This is a genomic window from Flavobacterium panici, from assembly GCF_024499525.1.
Taxonomy (GTDB): domain Bacteria; phylum Bacteroidota; class Bacteroidia; order Flavobacteriales; family Flavobacteriaceae; genus Flavobacterium; species Flavobacterium panici.
This window is the reverse complement of the sequence record NZ_CP100437.1, coordinates 2,449,655-2,468,334: the sequence shown is the minus strand read 5'-3', so window position 1 is coordinate 2,468,334 and position 18,680 is coordinate 2,449,655. Positions and strand designations below refer to the sequence as shown.

The 18,680-nt window shown below is 32.9% G+C and carries 13 protein-coding genes; 10 read left to right on the top strand and 3 right to left on the bottom strand.

Translation table 11 applies throughout. From position 1 onward, the window contains the following. Window positions 1–803 precede the first annotated feature (803 nt). On the bottom strand, window positions 804–1,820 hold the full coding sequence (locus NLJ00_RS10820) for an LLM class flavin-dependent oxidoreductase (protein WP_256637173.1): 1,017 nt from the start codon (window positions 1,818–1,820) through the stop codon (window positions 804–806). A 174-nt stretch (window positions 1,821–1,994) separates the two neighbouring features. Here NLJ00_RS10820 and NLJ00_RS10815 point away from each other — a divergent pair, with 174 nt between their 5' ends. From NLJ00_RS10815 to NLJ00_RS10800, 4 genes are all read left to right on the top strand, one after another. Next, window positions 1,995–2,510: a DUF2975 domain-containing protein gene (locus NLJ00_RS10815; protein WP_256637172.1), complete on the top strand. Its 516-nt coding sequence runs from the start codon at window positions 1,995–1,997 to the stop codon at window positions 2,508–2,510. Window positions 2,511–2,512: 2 nt separating this feature from the next. Beyond that, window positions 2,513–2,719 (top strand): helix-turn-helix domain-containing protein, encoded by a 207-nt coding sequence (locus tag NLJ00_RS10810; protein ID WP_012024053.1) that lies wholly within the window; start codon window positions 2,513–2,515, stop codon window positions 2,717–2,719. 114 nt (window positions 2,720–2,833) lie between these two features. Beyond that, window positions 2,834–3,718, top strand: a complete 885-nt coding sequence (locus NLJ00_RS10805) for an ABC transporter ATP-binding protein (protein WP_256637171.1) — start codon at window positions 2,834–2,836, stop codon at window positions 3,716–3,718. Window positions 3,719–3,722: 4 nt separating this feature from the next. Beyond that, window positions 3,723–7,262, top strand: coding sequence for an ABC transporter permease/M1 family aminopeptidase (locus NLJ00_RS10800; protein WP_256637170.1), 3,540 nt, complete (start codon window positions 3,723–3,725; stop codon window positions 7,260–7,262). Between the two features lie 171 nt (window positions 7,263–7,433). Here NLJ00_RS10800 and NLJ00_RS10795 read toward each other — a convergent pair whose 3' ends face one another. Beyond that, a complete protein-coding gene (locus tag NLJ00_RS10795; protein WP_256637169.1) occupies window positions 7,434–8,666 on the bottom strand; it encodes a polysaccharide deacetylase family protein in 1,233 nt (410 codons plus the stop codon). Window positions 8,667–9,032: 366 nt separating this feature from the next. Between NLJ00_RS10795 and NLJ00_RS10790 the strand changes: the two genes are divergently transcribed. Beyond that, window positions 9,033–9,818 carry an alpha/beta fold hydrolase gene (locus NLJ00_RS10790; protein ID WP_256637168.1) on the top strand — a complete coding sequence of 262 codons (786 nt, stop codon included), beginning with the start codon at window positions 9,033–9,035 and terminating at the stop codon, window positions 9,816–9,818. A gap of 166 nt (window positions 9,819–9,984) precedes the next feature. On the opposite strand, the gene NLJ00_RS10785 is transcribed toward NLJ00_RS10790, so the two are convergent. Further along, entirely contained in the window at window positions 9,985–11,970 is a 1,986-nt protein-coding gene (locus tag NLJ00_RS10785; RefSeq protein ID WP_256637167.1) for a sigma 54-interacting response regulator, read from the bottom strand. A 207-nt stretch (window positions 11,971–12,177) separates the two neighbouring features. Here NLJ00_RS10785 and NLJ00_RS10780 point away from each other — a divergent pair, with 207 nt between their 5' ends. The 5 genes from NLJ00_RS10780 to kdpA all read left to right on the top strand — a co-directional run bounded on the left by NLJ00_RS10780 (window position 12,178) and on the right by kdpA (window position 18,596). Then, on the top strand, window positions 12,178–14,616 hold the full coding sequence (locus tag NLJ00_RS10780; RefSeq protein WP_256637166.1) for a sensor histidine kinase: 2,439 nt from the start codon (window positions 12,178–12,180) through the stop codon (window positions 14,614–14,616). A gap of 50 nt (window positions 14,617–14,666) precedes the next feature. After that, window positions 14,667–16,013 carry a sigma-54-dependent transcriptional regulator gene (locus tag NLJ00_RS10775; protein ID WP_256637165.1) on the top strand — a complete coding sequence of 449 codons (1,347 nt, stop codon included), beginning with the start codon at window positions 14,667–14,669 and terminating at the stop codon, window positions 16,011–16,013. Window positions 16,014–16,293: 280 nt separating this feature from the next. Next, a complete protein-coding gene (locus NLJ00_RS10770) occupies window positions 16,294–16,575 on the top strand; it encodes a DUF7674 family protein (protein ID WP_026730398.1) in 282 nt (93 codons plus the stop codon). 154 nt (window positions 16,576–16,729) lie between these two features. Further along, window positions 16,730–16,807 carry a K(+)-transporting ATPase subunit F gene (gene kdpF / locus NLJ00_RS10765; RefSeq protein WP_081909388.1) on the top strand — a complete coding sequence of 26 codons (78 nt, stop codon included), beginning with the start codon at window positions 16,730–16,732 and terminating at the stop codon, window positions 16,805–16,807. A 67-nt stretch (window positions 16,808–16,874) separates the two neighbouring features. Continuing rightward, the gene (kdpA, locus tag NLJ00_RS10760; protein WP_256637164.1) at window positions 16,875–18,596 is read left to right on the top strand and encodes a potassium-transporting ATPase subunit KdpA; all 1,722 of its coding nucleotides are present in this window, start codon (window positions 16,875–16,877) and stop codon (window positions 18,594–18,596) included. Window positions 18,597–18,680: the final 84 nt, after the last annotated feature.

The following is an 18,680-nucleotide window of genomic DNA, read 5'->3' as shown; positions in this document are numbered from 1 at the left end:
TTTCGTTTCCTTTTTCTTAATTTTTCTTCCAGTCTCTCAATGAACTTCCGTGTTTTGCGGGGTGCAAATGTAAAAGCATTTTTCAAATCTCACAAGCTTTTTCTAATCTTTTTTCTGAAAAATTTTTCAGTTTTGATTTCTTCTCTTGTCAGTCTTTCAGTGAACGTCTTTCGTTGTTGCGGGTGCAAAAGTAGAACCTTTATTTACATTTACAAGCCTTTTTTTTATATTTTTTCCATCTTTTTTATAAGTCGCTGGTATCTTGCTTTTTACAAGGTAAAGTTTTTTTCGTGGTTTTATCTTTATTGGGGATTTTGGCGGTTTGGCTTCGCTCTGCCTGATTCTGCCGCGAAGGCACTAAAACGCAAAGTCTGGTTTTTCGCTGTTCTTTTTAATCTCGCAGAAACGCAGAGGCGCAGAATTTCTTCTTTTTTTTCTTCTGGAAATGTCCTTTGCTTCGGAAATTTTATTCTGCAAACTCATGCCCTAGCCCCGATAGAAGTGGAAATCCTTTTATTTTGGGGTTCAAAATAAAAGATTGAAACGGATAGCGGGATTAAGCTCCTTATTATATTGTATAAAAGGACTTCGACTTCGCTCAGCATGACATTTACTATATATTATAGTATCTGAATTTCCTGTATAGATAAACTGCATTTTATATAGGACATAGACGCACTGCTGTGCGTCTCTACGGAAAATTGGGACGTAGTTATAATTTTGTACTTATATATATAAACAACAAACCCGACAGGTTTTTTAAACCTGTCGGGTTATGAGAATGAAACTACTCTTATATATACTTATATAAGTATACTTTCATTTAGGCTATCAATTGCTTCTTTTGTGATTTGAATGCTTTTTAGTTTTGCCTGATGATCGAAGATTGGACTTGTTACCATTAGTTCGTCGATTCTTGCGTAGTTGATGAACTTTTTCAAATCGGCTATTAATTGTTCTTTGTTTCCTGTGAAAGTTCCGGCTGCCATTTGATTGACATGGAAACGTTCTGCTTCATTCATAATATCATCTAGTGACGGAACTGGCGGCTGTAAACCTTTACGATCGTTTCTAATTAAGTTCAGAAACATTTGATACAAACTTGTAGACAATAATTCTGCTTCTTCGTTTGTATCTGCTGCGATTATATTCAGACAGGCCATTGTTTTTGGTTTGTCTAAATATTCTGAAGGCTGGAAATTTTCGCGGTAAAATTCAAATGCCTGAATCATCAGTTTTGGCGCAAAGTGTCCGGCAAAAGCATAAGGCAATCCGTAAGCTGCTGCTAAAGCCGCACTGTCCATGCTTGATCCTAAAATCCAGATAGGAACTTTTAGTCCTTCAGCTGGGAAAGCTCGAACCTTTCCTGTCGCATTTTCGCTTGAAAAATACTCTTGAAGCTTACTTACGTTTTGCGGGAAACGCTGTGCCTGCTCAAAAAAGTCTTTTCGAATTGCTTCGGCGGTTGGCTGATCTGTTCCGGGTGCTCTTCCTAAACCTAAATCAATTCGGTTTGGATAAAGTGTTTCGAGTGTTCCAAATTGTTCTGCAACTACTAAAGGAGAATGATTCGGCAACATGATACCACCAGAACCTACTCGGATATTTTTGGTCTGACTTGCCACATAACCAATTAAAACTACTGTTGCTGTACTTGCAACGTGTGCCATATTGTGATGTTCTGCAAGCCAAAATCGCTTGTATCCTAAATTGTCTGCTAATTGCGCTATATCTTTTGTTTTTTGAAATGTTTCTGTGGCATTGCTATCCTGAGTGATGATAGCGAGGTCTAATAATGAGACTGAAATTGGGTTTTTCATATAAAAAAATGCTAGTCTACAAAATTAACTCATTTATACGGATGCCTTTTGTTTTCTAATGTTAATAGATTTATAATATTTCTGAAACGCTTCAAAAATATAATTTTTAATAATTAATTATTGTTTTACGATAATTAATTATACATTTGCAATATCAATCTAACTTTTCTATATATGAAGACAACTCATATTGTATCCAAAATATTATTTTACTTTACCCGATTTTTGTCTGTGGTTTATTTCTTTTTGGCCGGATATTCTGTTTTTACATTAATTACAGGATTATTTTTGACATTTAAGGGCAGCGGAAAGTATTTTCAGGTTTGTTATCCTTTTACTTCTCATCCTTTAATGATTGGCGATTACAATATGCCTTATATTCTTTTTGATTTTTTGGCTCCACTGAGTTTGTATGGGCTTTTCTTTTTATTGAGCAGTAATGTTTTTAAAGTATTTTTTCAGCCTAAATTATTTACTGCAAACGGAATTTCTCATTTAAGGCGTTTCTATTTATCAAATTTATTAATTCCGGGTATTGTAATATTTGTGGCTTTCTTTTTTGTTCCGCTGGATAATGAAGTTTCGCTTTTTATTCTATTGCACGGAATGCTGGGTGTTTTCGCTTACTTTTTAGCAGCCATATTCAAACAAGGTTTAAACCTTCAGAACGAACAAGACTTATTTATATAACTATGCCAATAATTGTAAATGTTGATGTAATGCTTGCTAAACGTAAGATGCAGAGTAAAGAGTTGGCAGAAAAACTAGATATTACGCCTGCCAATTTATCGATCCTGAAAACTGGAAAAGCAAAAGGAATTCGGTTTGATACTCTCGAAGCTATTTGTAAAATATTGGATTGCCAGCCTGGCGATATTTTAGAATACGTGGCAGAATAGCTTTCTTTTAAATCTTATTCACTCTTAATAAATCGGTTTTTGAAGCCGACAGGCATTCTATTGCCTAAATTTTTCAAATCATAGTTTAATTCAATCATCTAAATCAATCAAAAAATGAACAGTTTATCAATCAAAAATCTCAGCAAAACGTATGAGAACGGCACAAAAGCGATTGACGATTTATCGCTTGAAATTACAAACGGAATGTTTGGTTTACTCGGCCCAAACGGCGCCGGAAAATCGACTTTAATGCGAACTATTGCCGCTTTGCAGGAACCTACTTCTGGAAGTATTGAATTTAACGGAATTAATATTCTGGAAAATCCAATGTTCATCAGGCAAAATCTGGGTTATCTTCCACAGGAATTTGGCGTTTATCCTAAAATTTCTGCTTATCGCCTGCTCGATCATCTGGCAGTTTTAAAAGGAATTATCGATAAAAAGGAACGACACGATCAAATTTTGTATTTGTTGCAGCAGACCAATTTACTCCAGCATAAAGACAAAGCGGTTCATTCTTTTTCCGGCGGTATGCGTCAGCGCTTTGGAATTGCTCAGGCTTTACTTGGAAATCCGAAGATAATTATTGTGGATGAACCTACTGCAGGACTTGATCCGGAGGAAAGAAACCGATTTAATAATTTATTGAGCGAAATTGGCGAAAGCATTATCGTGGTTTTATCGACTCATATTGTAGAAGACGTTCGTGATTTATGCCCCAAAATGGCGATTATCTCTAACGGAAAATTGATTTTGGAAGGAAAACCAAACGAAGCGATCGATTCTTTGAAAGATAAAATCTGGATGAAAGCCATTCAGAAAGCAAAACTGAAAGAGCATCAATCGAACTTTAATATCATTTCGTCCAACTTAAATTCAGGGAAAATCGATATTCATGTTTTTTCAGATGAAAGGCCAGATTCTGGGTTCGAATTGATATCGCCAGATTTAAGCGATGTTTATTTTAGTGTTTTGGCTCAAAATCAACTTAAAAATTAGTGTTATGCTTTCTAAATTAATTCAATTTGAATGGCATAACAATACCAGAAGCTGGACTTTTTATGCCACATTTATCATTTATTTGGTTTTAGGATTTTTTGTGAGTGCTTTTGCGAATTTTTCTTTTTCGGGCGCTTACAAAAATAGTCCGTATGTGCTTACGTATGCAATTGGCCTGATTTCGCTGATGACGATATTTTCGATTACACTTCAGGTGGCACAAAGTTTTTTAAAGGAATATGAAACGAAATTCGATTCGATAATTTTCTCTTCTCCTATTTCTAAGTTTTATTATTTGGCTCCAAAATTTATTACGGCATTTATAATCGCCGTAGTTTCTTTTGGAATGTTTATCCTTGGAATGATCGTTGGACATCAAATGTCGTGGCTTTCTAAAAGCGAGATTGGTCCTTTTGAAATTATAAATTATCTCTGGCCGTATTTTGTAATTGTGATTCCTAATATTTTTCTTTGTCTTTCTATATTGACGGCTTTGGCCTGGCTTACGAGAAGTAAACTTTTTATTTATGTTGGCGGTTTATTAATTTATATCTTATATATCGCGGGTTCGATTTTTTCTAATTCGCCAATATTTGCAAATGCTTCTCCATCTTCGGCGAAAGCCATGTCTTTGGCTGCAAAAATAGACCCGTTTGGTTTGGCTGCTTTTTTAGAACAAACAAGATATTGGACTTCAATTGAAAAAAATACCGAATTGGTTTCGCTTTCGGGGAACTTTTTATTCAACCGATTATTGTGGATTTTGGTTTCACTGTTTTTGCTTTTTATTTCGTATCGCTTGTTTTCCTTCCGAAAAACAAAAACTAAAAAGATAAAAACGTCAAAAATTATTTTAAAAGAAGTAAAAATCTTTTCTTCGGAAATTCTAAAACGCATCGAGTTTAAAACTTTCAGGCATAATTTTGCTGTTTTTAAAAGCAATATCAAACTGGATATTTTTTTAGTTCTAAAAGGAATTCCGTTTTTAGTGATTGTTCTTTTATTTTCGGGATTATTGGCAATCGAAATTTCGGATGAAATTGACGGCGGAATTCGATTAGCTGAAAAAATTACGGATACTGCTTTGATGATTTCCACCATAATGGATCGCCTTCCTTTTATTCTGATTTTAATTCTGCTTTTTTACAGCAGTGAATTATTAAACCGAAGCGAAAATTCGAGATTTGAAATGCTGGAAAATACAGCACCGTATTCTCAATTTATAGTTTTACTATCAAAACTAACGGCACTTTTTATTATCCCACTAATCATAATCAGCATTAGTATTTTAATTGGATGCGGTTTTCAGATTATGAATGCAAATGCTCCAATCGAAATTGGTCTTTATCTTTCTTTGTTTTATTATCTGGGATTTCCGTTGTTGTTGATCTCGATTTTGGTAATTGCGATTCAGACTTTTATTAAAAATAAATATATCGGACTTTCGGTTGCTACTTTTGTCTGTATTTTGTTTTGTACGGGAATTGGAGAACAATTGGGAATTTCGCATCCTTTACTGCGATTTGGAGATGCTTTTAAAAGAGAGTATTTTGATTTGAATGGTTTCGGAAAATACACTTTCCCGTTTCATATTTCGATGTTGTACAATTTCGGATTGGCTTTACTGCTTCTTACTTTGACTGGAATGTTGTGGAAAAGAAACGCTTCAATTGTAAAAACCTTCCGAAGAAATTCATTTAATGATATTCAGAAAGTAACTTTTGCATTGGGAATTATCCTTTTTATTGGTTTTGGAAGTTATCTTTTTTATAAAACGAATATCGAATATCCGTATTTAACCGAAGAAGATCAGAATAATTGGAGCGAGCAATATGAAAAGCAATTCAAAAAATATACAAATCTTGCGCAGCCCACGATTGTTTCTGTAGAAAGTAAAGTTGATTTATTTCCTGAGGAAAATCGTTATGAAGTAAAAGGCACTTATGAATTGATCAATAATACTGAAAAACCTATTGATAGTTTACTCCTATATATAGATCGAAATTCAAAACTGACTTCTATTAAAATTCTGAATTCGAAAAAACTAGATGATGTTTCGGCATTTCATCACTATTGGTATCGATTGGAAAAACCTTTACAGCCTAAACATAAAATGAAAATGAGTTTTTCTTTTGAGTCTTCGTGGTCGCCATTTAAAGGACATACTGCCTTTAATTCTATTATCGAAAATGGTTCGTTTATGCGAATAAGCCGTTATTTTCCGCTTTTTGGTTATCAGGAATCGAATGAAATCAGCAGTAAAAAAGAACGAGCAAAAAGGCATTTGAAACCGCAGACGCCACTTAAAAAACTAGAAGACAAATCGCAAATTAGATATGATTTTGTTGATTATGATGCTGTGGTTTCGACTTCTAAAAATCAAACGGCAATTGGTGTTGGAAATTTAATTGGGAATTGGAAAAAAGACAACCGTAATTATTTTCATTATAAATCTAATGACAAGATTCCGTTTCGATTCGCTTTTTCTTCTGCGGAATATGAAATCCAAAAAACGAATTATAAAGGCGTTTCTATTGAAGTTTTTTACGATAAAAGACATTCCAGAAACATCAAAAAACTAATTCAGGATGTAAAAAATACTTTAGATTATTGCCAGAATAACTTTGGAAAATATCCATACAAAACGATTCGTTATGCCGAAGTTTCTGCTTTCGCCGATGGATTTGCTGCGACTTCATATCCGTCGACGGTTTTTATGAAAGAGAATTTTGGGTTTTACAGCAACCTCAACAACAAGGATAAGGAAGATGTAATTAATCAGTTAACGGCTCATGAATTGTCACATGAATGGTGGGGAAATTCGCAGATAAGTCCGGAACAAAAAGAAGGAAGCTGGATTTTGACCGAAACTTTGGCGCAATACACTGAACTGATGCTTTATGAAAAAGAGCATGGTTTGGAAAAAGCACTAGAAACTTTAAAAATTCATCTGGATTTATATCTGAGCAGCCGAAGTTATGATCCTGAAACGCCTTTGTATAAAACGAATTACGACACACCGCATTTACCTTATGACAAAGGAATGCTGGTGATGCATCAGCTTCGGGTTTTAATTGGTGAAGAAAAAGTAAATCTGGCTTTGAAAAATTTTCTGAATCATTATAAATATCCAAATCCGTTTCCAGATTCTGAAAGTTTATTAAATGAAATTTATGCTGTAACAGATCAAAAACTGTATTCTAAATTAGATGAAATGTTTAAGCAGATTATCACATATTCTTCAAAAATAGAATCGGTTTCAAGTATTAAACGAAATGGTTTTTATGAGGTTTCTTTTAAAGCGATTTCTAAAAAGTATAAGGAAAATGCATCGGGAGAACGAAAACTAGTTGCAAACGACGCAACAATAGATATTGGAATTTACGATGAAAACGGGAAATTATTTCGTTATCCTTTTGCCATAAAAAACAATAAAATTGATGGAAAAATTCAGCTCAAAACGAAACCTCAACGTATTGTTATTGATCCGTATTTAATGAATATTGATACTTTTATAAAGGATAACGAGAAGGAAATTGATTAGTTTTTTTGCCACGACCCGAGCGATAGCGAACAGGCGAAGCAATTCCACGAATTTTCACTAATTATTTTTTTGCCACAGATTAAAAGGATTAAAATGATTTTTTGCTTACGCTAAAGTTTATCCTCAAAGTAAATAATCCAAATAATCTTTTTAATCTGTGGCAAAAAACTTTTACTTCAGCTGAATTAAAATCTGCTTGTGAGTTGTTTTTCCATCGTCTTTAATTTTTAAATCTTTGTTTGATTTGATTTCAAATTTTGAAGATGCATCAACTGCTAAAGAAATATCTTTATTTCTAAAAGTTTCTGGAATTTCAGGCAGTTCAATTTTAACTTCTATTTCTTTATTTTTTTGTTTGTAATCGACTTTGATTCTGTCTCTTAACCAAATGTATTCGTAAACTTCCTGCCACGGCGCCATCCAGATCGAATCGTTTCCTTTTGTGCCGTATTTATTGGCAAGCGTTGTCATATAGTATTTAAAATCAGGAAAACGCATGCTTAGATTCCACAAATTTGTATTTCCTGTTCCGTGTGTAAATTCGTTAAACCAAATTGTATTAGGTTGTTTTACAATTGAATCTATAGTTTTTAAATAACGATCCATCGTTTTAAAACTAGTCGTGTCTTTTGAACTCTGCACAAAAGTTCTGCCCGTAATCATTTTATCTAGATTTACTTTTGAATCGACATTAAAAACGGGTCCAACACCATAATAAGATGCTACAGAAAAATGTCCGTTATTAAGTGCCTCTTTTTCATATTCCAAATAATATTTCTCATCACCTTCTCCGCCCGGAACCACAAAATGAGACATAGTAAAATCAAGATTCTGCTTTATTGAAGTGGTGTTTTCGGTTACTTCTGTCAAATAATTTGTGCCGTGTTTTGTTGCGTGGTGAAAACCGTGATTCAAAATGTCCCAACCAGCATTGTACATTTCTTTAATTTCCGACCACGAAAGATGTCCGCGATTTGCCGGTAAATAACGAATTGCGCCGCCATTTACTGCCAAAGCCAATTTAAACGGAATTTTATTCCCGAATCCGTCTGAATAAAAAAGACCTTTTGAAATTGTTCCGTCTCCGCCCTGATCGATTTTCCATTCGTTTTTATCTGGGCTGCTTATTTTTCCTCCGTTTAATAACGGAAAAGCTGTTAAATAAGCGGATCGATATCCATCGTCAAGCGTAAAACTGTACGCGAAATGTTTGTTGAATTTTAAAGGAGCTGGTTTTATATTGACTTTATTGTCTGATTTTAATTTGATTTTAAAGGAAATGGTTTTAGCTTTTGAAGAATCTATTTTGGTATTAAAATCATTTGCAAAACAAAAAGAAATCGAATTAATTAGGAGAACGAAAGTGAATAAAAAGGATTTTATTCGGGAATGTGGTATTTTCATTTTAAAGTTAGAATTAGAGATTCTAAAGATACATATACTTTAAAATAAATTGATAATTGTTGAGTGTAATAATTGAACGCGGATAAAATGGATTCACTTCGTGAAAACGCTGATTGACACAGATTTGATTTTTAAAATAATAAACCAGAAATAAAAAATCCGTTTTATCCGCGTTTTCACGAAGTGAATCCGTAAAATCAGCGTCTAAATTTTATTACATCAAAAGTTGATATTTCAACACATTAAACATATTTAACGAAATATAATAGTTCTCCCTAATTCAATATCACAGGAAATCCTTTATAATCAATACTTCGTAAAAAGGCATGTAGATTGTATTTTAAAATACAACTAAAAAATCCTGCTATGTATCTATCTAATACAAAAACAATTGTGTTTATTTCGGGAGCTTTTGTGAGCCATTTTTATTGGGAAAAATGGATTGCTTTTTTTGAAAATAAAGGATACAAAGTTGTAGCTCCGCCCTGGCTTCATAAAAATGATTCGGCTGAAAATTTAAGGAAACAAAATCCGTGTGTAAAAATTGGATCGATCCGTTTATTTGATCTTTTGTGCTATTATACCGAAGTTATTGAAAAACTTCCTGAGAAACCTATTTTAGTGGGACATTCTTACGGCGGACTTTTAGTACAATTGCTGGTTCAGAAAAATTTAGCGGAAGCTGGAATTTGTATCAATTCCTTTCCGCCCAAAGGCTTTACATCTTTAAAATTATCCTTTTATAAAATCATTTTGGATTTTTCGTGCGACATTTTTTCTTCTAAAAAAACTTTCATCTTATCATTCGAAAATTGGAAAAATATATTCTTCAATATTACATCAATTCAAGAACAAAAAGCAGAATATGACAAATTCATTATTCCTGAATCTAAAAAAGCTTTGTGGAATTTATTTTCAAAAAATGCTAAAATCAATTTCAGAAAAAAACATGTTCCGCTCTTTTTTATTTCTTGTTCTGAAGACCAAATTATTTCACCAAAATTGGTTCATTGGAATTTTAGAAAACATAGAAATCTACATTCAATAACTTGTTATAAAGACTTCAAAAACAAAAATCATTTTGTCATACTTCATCCCGAATGGCAGGAAGTTGCAGAAAGTGTTACAAGATGGATTGAAAAGGTTACTTAAGTTAATTAATTTAAACACATAGAAACATAGGTTTTACTGGTTTGAAAAAGGCGTTTCACTTGCATTAACAAACATAGCTATGTGTTAGAAACTGGTTTCTTTTAATTTTCTTTTTATAGATAAAGAAAAACTATGTTTCTATGTGTTAAGTTTTTTATACGGTAGATTAACTTATTTCTCGCTTAATTTCTAATTTCTTAATTTTTGAATTTAAGGTTGAAGGATGAATGTCTAAAATTTCGGCAGCACCGCCAGCACCAGAAATCTTTCCGTTACATTTTTTAAGGATATATAAAATGTAATCCCGTTCATTTTCTAAAATGGTTTTAATTGAAAAGGAATCGGTATTTTGCTGTGCGTGCATTTTTGATGAAGGCGAAAATTCAATTGCTTTAATTGTATTTCCTTCTGTCAATAATAATGTACGCTGGATAAGATGTTCGAGTTCTCTAATATTTCCCGGCCAATCGTAATTTGTTATTTGCTGTAAGGCATTATCAGAAAGCATTGGCACTTTTCGATTCATTCTTTCGCTGTATATTTTTATAAAATGATCTGCTAATTCGGGAATATCTTCTTTTCGTTTTTTTAATGATGGAACTAGAATTGGAAAAACGTGTAAACGATAATATAGATCCATTCTAAAACGTCCGGCAGCGACTTCTTCTTCCAGATTTTTATTCGTTGCTGCAATTATGCGGACATCAATTTTTATTGGCATAAGTCCCCCAACACGTTCTATTTCACGTTCTATTTCACGTTCTTGTAAAACACGCAGTAATTTTACCTGAAGTTCTAAAGGCATCTCTCCTATTTCATCCAGAAAAATTGTTCCGCCGTTTGCTAATTCAAATTTTCCTATTCGTTTTTCTAAAGCTCCTGTAAAAGCTCCTTTTTCATGTCCGAAAAGTAACGATTCTGCAAGGTTTTCAGGAATGGCACCACAGTTTATAATAATTAATGGTTTGTCTTTTCTTGGCGATAAATCGTGAATGCTTTTGGCAATTTTTTCTTTTCCAGTTCCGCTTTCACCTAATATTAAAACGGAAGTATCTGATGGTGCTACTTTTTTAATGTAATTAAAAACCGTTATCATTTGTGAACTGTTGCCAATTATTCCTTCAAAACCAGATTTTGTATTTTCGGTTTTTTCTTTTTTCTGCGGAATTTCTTTTGTTTCTAAAATTGTTGCTGCAGGCGAATAAAAACGGGAAATAAATTGTGAAAATGTATTTTCAAGATTGGATAACAGTTTCAGATTTTCATCGGAATAAACATTAAAATTACGGCTGTAAAACGTAAAACAAAAACGCTGCGAAACTGCAATTGAAAGCGGAAAAACCAAATATGATTTGATTCCGAAATTATGCGAAATAATTCCTTTTATCGGCGCGGCCTGAAAATTATTAATCAGTGATTCTTCACTGTAAATAATTGGTTTTATGTCTATTTGAGATTTTACGTAGGTTTCGTTTAACTCTTTTATGGATATATCGGCAATTTGAGAAAACTTTTGTACGCTTATGATTTGGTACTGATCGATATTTTTTCGGATGATTCCGAGGTTCGAATATTGTTCTGCATTTACAAATCCAGCTTCTAAATAATCAAAGCAAATAAAAGTCTGAATGATTTTAGCAAAAGCCAATAAAGCTTCTTCGAGTTTTAGATTTGAATTGATTAATTCTGTAATCTCATTTTTCAATTCCAGTTGCTGCATTAACTGCGATTCGAGACTGTATTTTTGTCTGTAAAACGCGATTTCGAGCGTTGTTAGAATATCTTGTTCTCTAAAAGGTTTTACAATAAATCCGTATGGCTGTGTAGTTTTAGCCTGATCCAGGATTCTCTTGCTTGAATTTGCCGAAATAAAGATAAAACCGATATTTTTTTCCTTTAAAATATGTGCCAGATAAATTCCGTTTTTATCTCCTTTGAGCATAATATCCAAAAATACCAAATCTGGTTTTTGGGTCTGAATTACATCCAAAGCCTGATCGACAGAACGCACAATTCCTATAACATTATAATTTGCTTTTTCCAGAATTAACTGCAAATCATGTGCTTCAATAAATTGATCTTCAACAATTAATATTTCTTTTTTAAAGTCGGTTTCGTCAGATTGGGTGCTTTTATCAGACAAGGTTCCCATAAATGTAGTATTATTTATATTATAATTTTATAATTCACTGGCATAAAATTAGTTAAATATCGCCAGTAATTTCAGTGTTTTGGAAAAATTAAATTAAAAAAATCACATTTAATGTGAATTTTCTTGATATTTTTCAAAAAAACCACACTCCTTTATTTCTATATTTGTTTACTAAAACCAATCCAAAAAACTAATTTTTAAGAAATTATGAAACGACCGCTTACTTTCTATTTGATTTTCTTAATTACCAATTCATTATTTGCACAAATAGCCCCTGCTGTAGCTAAATATGATCTTGCTAAAAAGAGATTATTAATACAAAGCTGTTCTACCTATTTATTTAATGCCAATCAAGGTGCAATAGATGTTGATAGTGCTGTAGTTGTTGCTTGCAAAGCTTACAAATTGCCTGTTTCATTAAGTTATACTGAAGGTTTTAGTGATGATACAAAATTAATTGGAAGTGAGTTCATAGATAAAGGAAACATCACTTCTGTACTAAAGCTTTTGGCTAAATCAAAAGGTGAAGACCAAATTAAATTATTACTTCAATTAGGGAGTTTTTATCTTTTTAAACCGGGAACAAAACCGCAGGATTTACAAAACGCAAAACTTTATATTGATAAAGCAGTTTTGGCAAGTAATCAAAGTAAAATAAAAAGATTACAGCATCAAAGTTTATTGTTATTAGGCAAATATTATTATCAGGCTAATAATCAGCCGGAAGGCAAAAAAATATTTTTGCAGGTTATAGACGAATGCCGAAAACAAAATGACAAATTAGGTCTTGCCGAAGCTTTAGATGCTTACGGAACTCTTTTATTCAATCTTGATCCCGAAAAAGAAAAAATACTGCAAGAAGCTGTTTCACTTTATGCTTCTTTAGGTTTAGAAGAAAAGAGAATAGAGAATTACACCAAAATCACGACAATCTATTTTTGGACAAATAAAGTAAATGAAGCTAAAAAAAGATTGTATCAAAATTTAGCTGATTTACGAAAAATTGGTTTTACACATCAGCAATTTGCAGAAACTACAATTGTTTATATTGAACTGGCAATGCACAATATACCAAACGCATTATATTATGCCCTAAAAAGTGTAAAACGAATGGATGCCGAAAAGGATTATACTTTTGGTGACATTTTTTATATGCGTTTGGGAGATGTATACAATCATTATGGTCATCACGAAGAAGCCTTAGAATTGTATAAAAAGAGTATCGAAATAGGCCAGCATACTATTGATACCGGTACTTGGTACAAAAGTTTTTACAGCGCTGTAGCGGCTTTATCTTTAAAAGGAAAAACTAAAGAAGCGATTGTTTATATTAATTCAATGACAGAAAAGCATCCTCCTAAAAGTACTTTTGATAAAATGTCTGTTGCGTATGTTAAAGCCAATTCTTATGACGAAATAAAGGATTTTGTTAAAGCTGAAAAATACTTTAAAGAAACGGCTTATTATGCACAGCAGTTAAATGGTCCGGAAACTTTTAGAGAAGTTGTTCACGAATATATTATAATAGCTCTTTTTTATATCAAAATAAATAAGCCTCGAGAAGCTAAATTTTATTATGATAAAGCTGCTGTACTTTTAAAAACCAATGACAAATACAATTCGCACGCACTTCAGCTTTTATTGTATAAAACAGACTCGATCAATGGTAATTTTAAAGGTGCTCTGGAACGTTTTAAAGATTACAAAAAAATAATGGATTCAACTCATGGAGTGGATAAAAACAAACAAATTGACGAACTTAAAATTCAATATGAAACGGCTAATAAGGAACAAAAAATTAAACTTTTAAATAATCAGGATAAATTGCAAAAAAGTGAATTGCAAAAATCAAAACTTTTAAATAGTGTCTCTATATGGAGTTTAATATTGTTATTGCTTGTAATTGCATTATTATTTAACCGATACCGATTAAAACAACGAAATCATGCTAAACTTGAAATCAAAGAGAAAGAAATCAACCAGAAAAATATTAATCTTAAACATTTACTGGATGAGAAAGAATGGCTGTTGAAAGAAATTCATCATCGTGTAAAAAACAATCTTCAAACTGTAATTAGTCTGTTGAATTCGCAGTCTGCTTATTTAGAAAATGATATGGCATTGTCGGCGATAAAAAACAGCCAGCACAGGATTCATTCGATGTCTTTGATTCATCAGAAATTATACAATTCCGAGAATATTTCGACAATCAATATGCCAAATTATATTAAGGAATTGGTCGAATATTTACGAGATTCTTTTTCGCTTGGGCAGAGAATTCGCTTTGAAGTAAAAATCGATCCGCTGGAATTAGATGTTGCACACGCCGTTCCGCTTGGATTAATTTTGAATGAAGCGATTACGAATTCCATCAAATACGCTTTTCCCGAAGATCGAACCGGAATGATTTACATTACGCTCGAAACTATAGCCGAAAATGAATATCTCTTGACTATTTCTGATAACGGAATTGGTTTTGATTTGAACCTCAACAATACAAAAGCGAACTCATTTGGAATGAGCCTGATAAAAGGTTTAACGGATGATCTTGACGGAAAATTGACAATGGAAAATAATAACGGAACCATTTTGAAAATTGAATTTTCACAAGAATTTCCTCTGAATCAAAAAAGGAAAATGATTTAAAACCTACATTTGTACATCAAAATACCTACTTGGTTTTAGCTTATCTGCAAATGACACACAAAATTTTAATTATAGACGACGAAGAAAAACTGAGAAGTCTGCTGGCGCGTATTATAAAATCAGAAGGATTTGAAGTTATCGAAGCCAAAGATTTAAAATCAGGTTTTAAGAAACTGGAACAAACTGATATTGATGTTGTTTTATGTGATGTGAAACTTCCTGATGGAAATGGCGTTGATTTTCTTCAAAATATAAAAGGAAGTTTTCCTCTCATAGAAGTTATTCTTTTAACTGCTTTTGGAAATATTCCGGATGGCGTTCAGGCAATGAAAAACGGTGCTTTCGATTATATTGTAAAAGGCGATGATAATGATAAAATTATTCCGCTTCTTTATAAAGCCGTTGAAAAAGTGCATTTGCAAAAAAAAGTGCAACAACTTGAAAAACGTATCAACGATAAATATTCATTTAGTACTATTGTCGGAAAATCTAAAGGAATTGAACAGGTTATTGATCTTGCACAAAAAGTAGCCAAAACCGATTCGACTGTTTTATTGACAGGAGAAACCGGAACAGGAAAAGAAGTTTTTGCACAGGCTATTCATGAAAATAGTAATCGCGTCGGGAAATCATTTGTTGCACTAAACTGCAGTACTTTTACAAAAGAAATTTTAGAAAGTGAACTTTTCGGTCACAAACAAGGCGCTTTTACGGGAGCTGTAAAAGATAAAAAAGGTTTTATTGAAGAAGCCAATGGCGGTACTTTATTTCTGGATGAAATTGGTGAAATGCCAATTGATCTTCAGGCTAAATTATTACGTGTTTTAGAAACTTCCGAATATATCCCGGTTGGTGACACCACTCCAAAAAAATCAAACTTTAGATTAATTGCAGCTACAAACCGAGATTTAAAAACAGAAAGTGATGAACATCGTTTTCGTTCTGATTTATATTTCCGTTTGAATATCTTCGAAATAAAATTACCTTCTTTACGAGAAAGAATCAAAGATATTGGAGTTTTGACGCATCATTTCGTGAAACAGTTTTCTGAAAAAACGAATAAAAAAACATTACATATCTCAGATGATTTTCTGCAGAAATTAGAAAATTATTCCTGGCCGGGAAACATCCGCGAACTTAAAAATATTATCGAACGATCGGTTATTTTGAGTAATGGCGATACTTTAACTTCGGATGTTTTACCTTATGAAATGCAGCATCAAGCGGAGAAAAGCACAAAATCAATGTCGGCTTTTTCTATGCAGAGTGTTGAGAAACTTCATATTCAAAAGGTTTTAAATTATACGAAAGGGAATAAAGCTGAAACGGCACGATTATTAGAAATTGGAATTGCGACTTTGTATAGAAAGCTGGAAGAATATAATATACAGCCGTGATCCTGCAAGGTTTTCAAAATCTTGTAGGTTTAGATTTTAAATAATTCGAACTTTACACTTAAATATAATACCTACAAGATTTTGAAAACCTTGCAGGAATCGGTAATAATCAAAACAACCTTATCATTTCAATAAAAGCTTATCATTTTGATAGGCTTTTTTTATGCCTGACTTTTGGCACACAACTGCATTCCTTTTATTGACAGCACTTTAGCTATAACTTGACTTTTTCGGAACATATTTTGGCATAAGGAGGGAGAACATTAAAAATTCATTCCAAATGAAAAATCAAGTAACCTCAATCTACAAACAAGCCGAACGGTTTGCTGAGATAACCAAAAAATCTATTATTTCTGGAAACATCGTTCGAGCAAAAAAATGCTTGGCACTTGCTGAACGTCTATTTATAACCGGAAGCATCGAAACTAAAAATGCCATTTCTAATGTGTATGTTTTTTCGGTTTCTTCTTTTATGGAAGTGCGTCACTGCAATATTTCACATCTATTTCCTCAAACGCTTAAAGCTGAATATATCAAACAGGTTAATGCCTCTGGCGTTTAATTGGTTAACTGTTTAATCGTTTAATCGCTCCAAAACAATCTAAAATCTAAAATCTAAAATAAATCTTATGATCACTTTTCTCTTACTCGGACTGGCCGTTGTGCTGTTTGTAATTTGTTTTCTCTCTGTTGAATTTTTTGAAAAAATCTAAATCATGACTGCACTATTTATTATTTCAATCGCCGTTTTCGTGTATTTGGTTTATGTACTAATCAAACCCGAAAAATTTTAAAATATGAATTTTTAGAATTTAAGATTGTCTCAAAGAAATCTAAAATCAACAATCTAATATTAAATATATGAACACAGAATTATTAGGCGTCATTGGTATTTTTATCCTAACCATTGTTTTAGCAATTCCTTTAGGAAAATATATTGCTAAAGTTTATTTGGGAGACAAAACACTTCTTGACCCGATTTTCAATCCAATTGAAAAATTTATTTTTAAAATCAGCGGTATCAATTCCACTGAAGAAATGAACTGGAAACAACACTTAAAAGCACTTTTAAGTATTAATATGGTTTGGTTCTTTCTTTGCTTTTTTGTTTTATTGTTTCAAGGTTCTTTACCTCTTAATCCAGATAACAATCCATCGATGACGCCTGATTTAGCATTTAATACTGCTATTTCATTTTTAGTCAATTGTAACTTACAGCATTATTCAGGCGAAAGCGGGGTTTCTTACCTTTCGCAAATCGTCTTGATGTTCCTTCAATTTGTTTCTGCTGGTATCGGAATGGCTGCTGCTGCTATGATTTTTACGGCAATGAAGGAAAGAACGACAGAACAATTGGGTAATTTTTACAATTATTTCATCAAAAGCTGTACTCGTATTTTATTGCCGCTTTCAGCAATTGTAGCTATCGCATTAGTTTTCAGCGGTACTCCTATGACTTTTGAAGGAAAAGATGCTATTACAACGCTTCAAGGTGATCATGTAGAAGTCTCTCGCGGACCCGCTGCTGCCTTTATTGCTATTAAACATATAGGTACAAATGGAGGTGGATTTTTTGGAGCGAATTCAGCGCATCCATTAGAAAATCCGACTTATTTGACTAACCAAGTTGAACTTTGGGCACAGATGATTATTCCGTTTGCGATGATTTTTGCACTTGGATTTTACCTCAACAAAAGAAAATTATCAAATATCATATTTGGTGTAATGACGGTTGGATTTTTACTTCTGGTTGTTCCAACAGTTATAAGTGAAATCAACGGAAATCCTGCTATCGAAAAAATGGGTATTGCACAAGCAACCGGAGCGATGGAAGGAAAAGAAGTTCGGTTTGGTCCTGCAATGTCAGGTTTCTGGAGTATTGCCACAACGGTAATTTCTACAGGTTCTGTAAACAGTATGCACGATAGTTCAATGCCAATGTCTGGTACTATGCAGCTATTATCTATGATGGTGAATGCCTTTTACGGCGGATGTGGTGTGGGTATTTTAAACTACTATATTTTCATTATTCTGGCTGTATTTATCTCTGGATTAATGGTTGGTCGAACTCCTGAATTTTTAGGAAAGAAAATCGAAGCGCGGGAAGTAAAAATTGCTGCTTTTATCGCCATTCTTCATCCTTTATTAATATTAGCCGGAACTGCTTTAGCTTCTTATTTTGCTGCGCATGATACTGCAATGGGTTATTGGTTTAACGGAAACGCGACAGGCTGGTTAAACAATCCCGGCAACCACGGATTCTCAGAAATGTTATACGAATACACTTCTAGTGCTGCCAATAACGGTTCTGGTTTTGAAGGATTGGGAGATAATAATCCATTCTGGAATATCACTACAGGAATTGTTTTACTGTTAAGCCGTTTTATTCCAATCATTGGGCCATTGGCAATTGCAGGTTTACTGGCAGGTAAAAAATACATTCCAGAGAGTGCAGGAACTTTAAAAACAGATACCTCAATTTTCGGAATCATGACTTTTGCCGTAATCGCAATTATCGCAGCTTTATCATTCTTTCCAGCGTTGGCTTTAGGTCCATTGGCAGAATTCTTTACTTTAAAATAAAAATGCTGGATATTTTAAACACATAGAAATATAGAATTTAAATCTATAAAAAAGAATAAAAAGAAAACTCGTTTTCACACATAG

What these genes read in the sequence shown, in the direction of transcription:
- NLJ00_RS10820 (WP_256637173.1), bottom strand. Translation starts at nt 1,820, where the DNA reads ATGAAAAACCCAATTTCAGTCTCATTATTAGACCTCGCTATCATCACT.
- NLJ00_RS10815 (WP_256637172.1), top strand. Translation starts at nt 1,995, where the DNA reads ATGAAGACAACTCATATTGTATCCAAAATATTATTTTACTTTACCCGA.
- NLJ00_RS10810 (WP_012024053.1), top strand. Translation starts at nt 2,513, where the DNA reads ATGCCAATAATTGTAAATGTTGATGTAATGCTTGCTAAACGTAAGATG.
- NLJ00_RS10805 (WP_256637171.1), top strand. Translation starts at nt 2,834, where the DNA reads ATGAACAGTTTATCAATCAAAAATCTCAGCAAAACGTATGAGAACGGC.
- NLJ00_RS10800 (WP_256637170.1), top strand. Translation starts at nt 3,723, where the DNA reads ATGCTTTCTAAATTAATTCAATTTGAATGGCATAACAATACCAGAAGC.
- NLJ00_RS10795 (WP_256637169.1), bottom strand. Translation starts at nt 8,666, where the DNA reads ATGAAAATACCACATTCCCGAATAAAATCCTTTTTATTCACTTTCGTT.
- NLJ00_RS10790 (WP_256637168.1), top strand. Translation starts at nt 9,033, where the DNA reads ATGTATCTATCTAATACAAAAACAATTGTGTTTATTTCGGGAGCTTTT.
- NLJ00_RS10785 (WP_256637167.1), bottom strand. Translation starts at nt 11,970, where the DNA reads ATGGGAACCTTGTCTGATAAAAGCACCCAATCTGACGAAACCGACTTT.
- NLJ00_RS10780 (WP_256637166.1), top strand. Translation starts at nt 12,178, where the DNA reads ATGAAACGACCGCTTACTTTCTATTTGATTTTCTTAATTACCAATTCA.
- NLJ00_RS10775 (WP_256637165.1), top strand. Translation starts at nt 14,667, where the DNA reads ATGACACACAAAATTTTAATTATAGACGACGAAGAAAAACTGAGAAGT.
- NLJ00_RS10770 (WP_026730398.1), top strand. Translation starts at nt 16,294, where the DNA reads ATGAAAAATCAAGTAACCTCAATCTACAAACAAGCCGAACGGTTTGCT.
- kdpF (WP_081909388.1), top strand. Translation starts at nt 16,730, where the DNA reads ATGACTGCACTATTTATTATTTCAATCGCCGTTTTCGTGTATTTGGTT.
- kdpA (WP_256637164.1), top strand. Translation starts at nt 16,875, where the DNA reads ATGAACACAGAATTATTAGGCGTCATTGGTATTTTTATCCTAACCATT.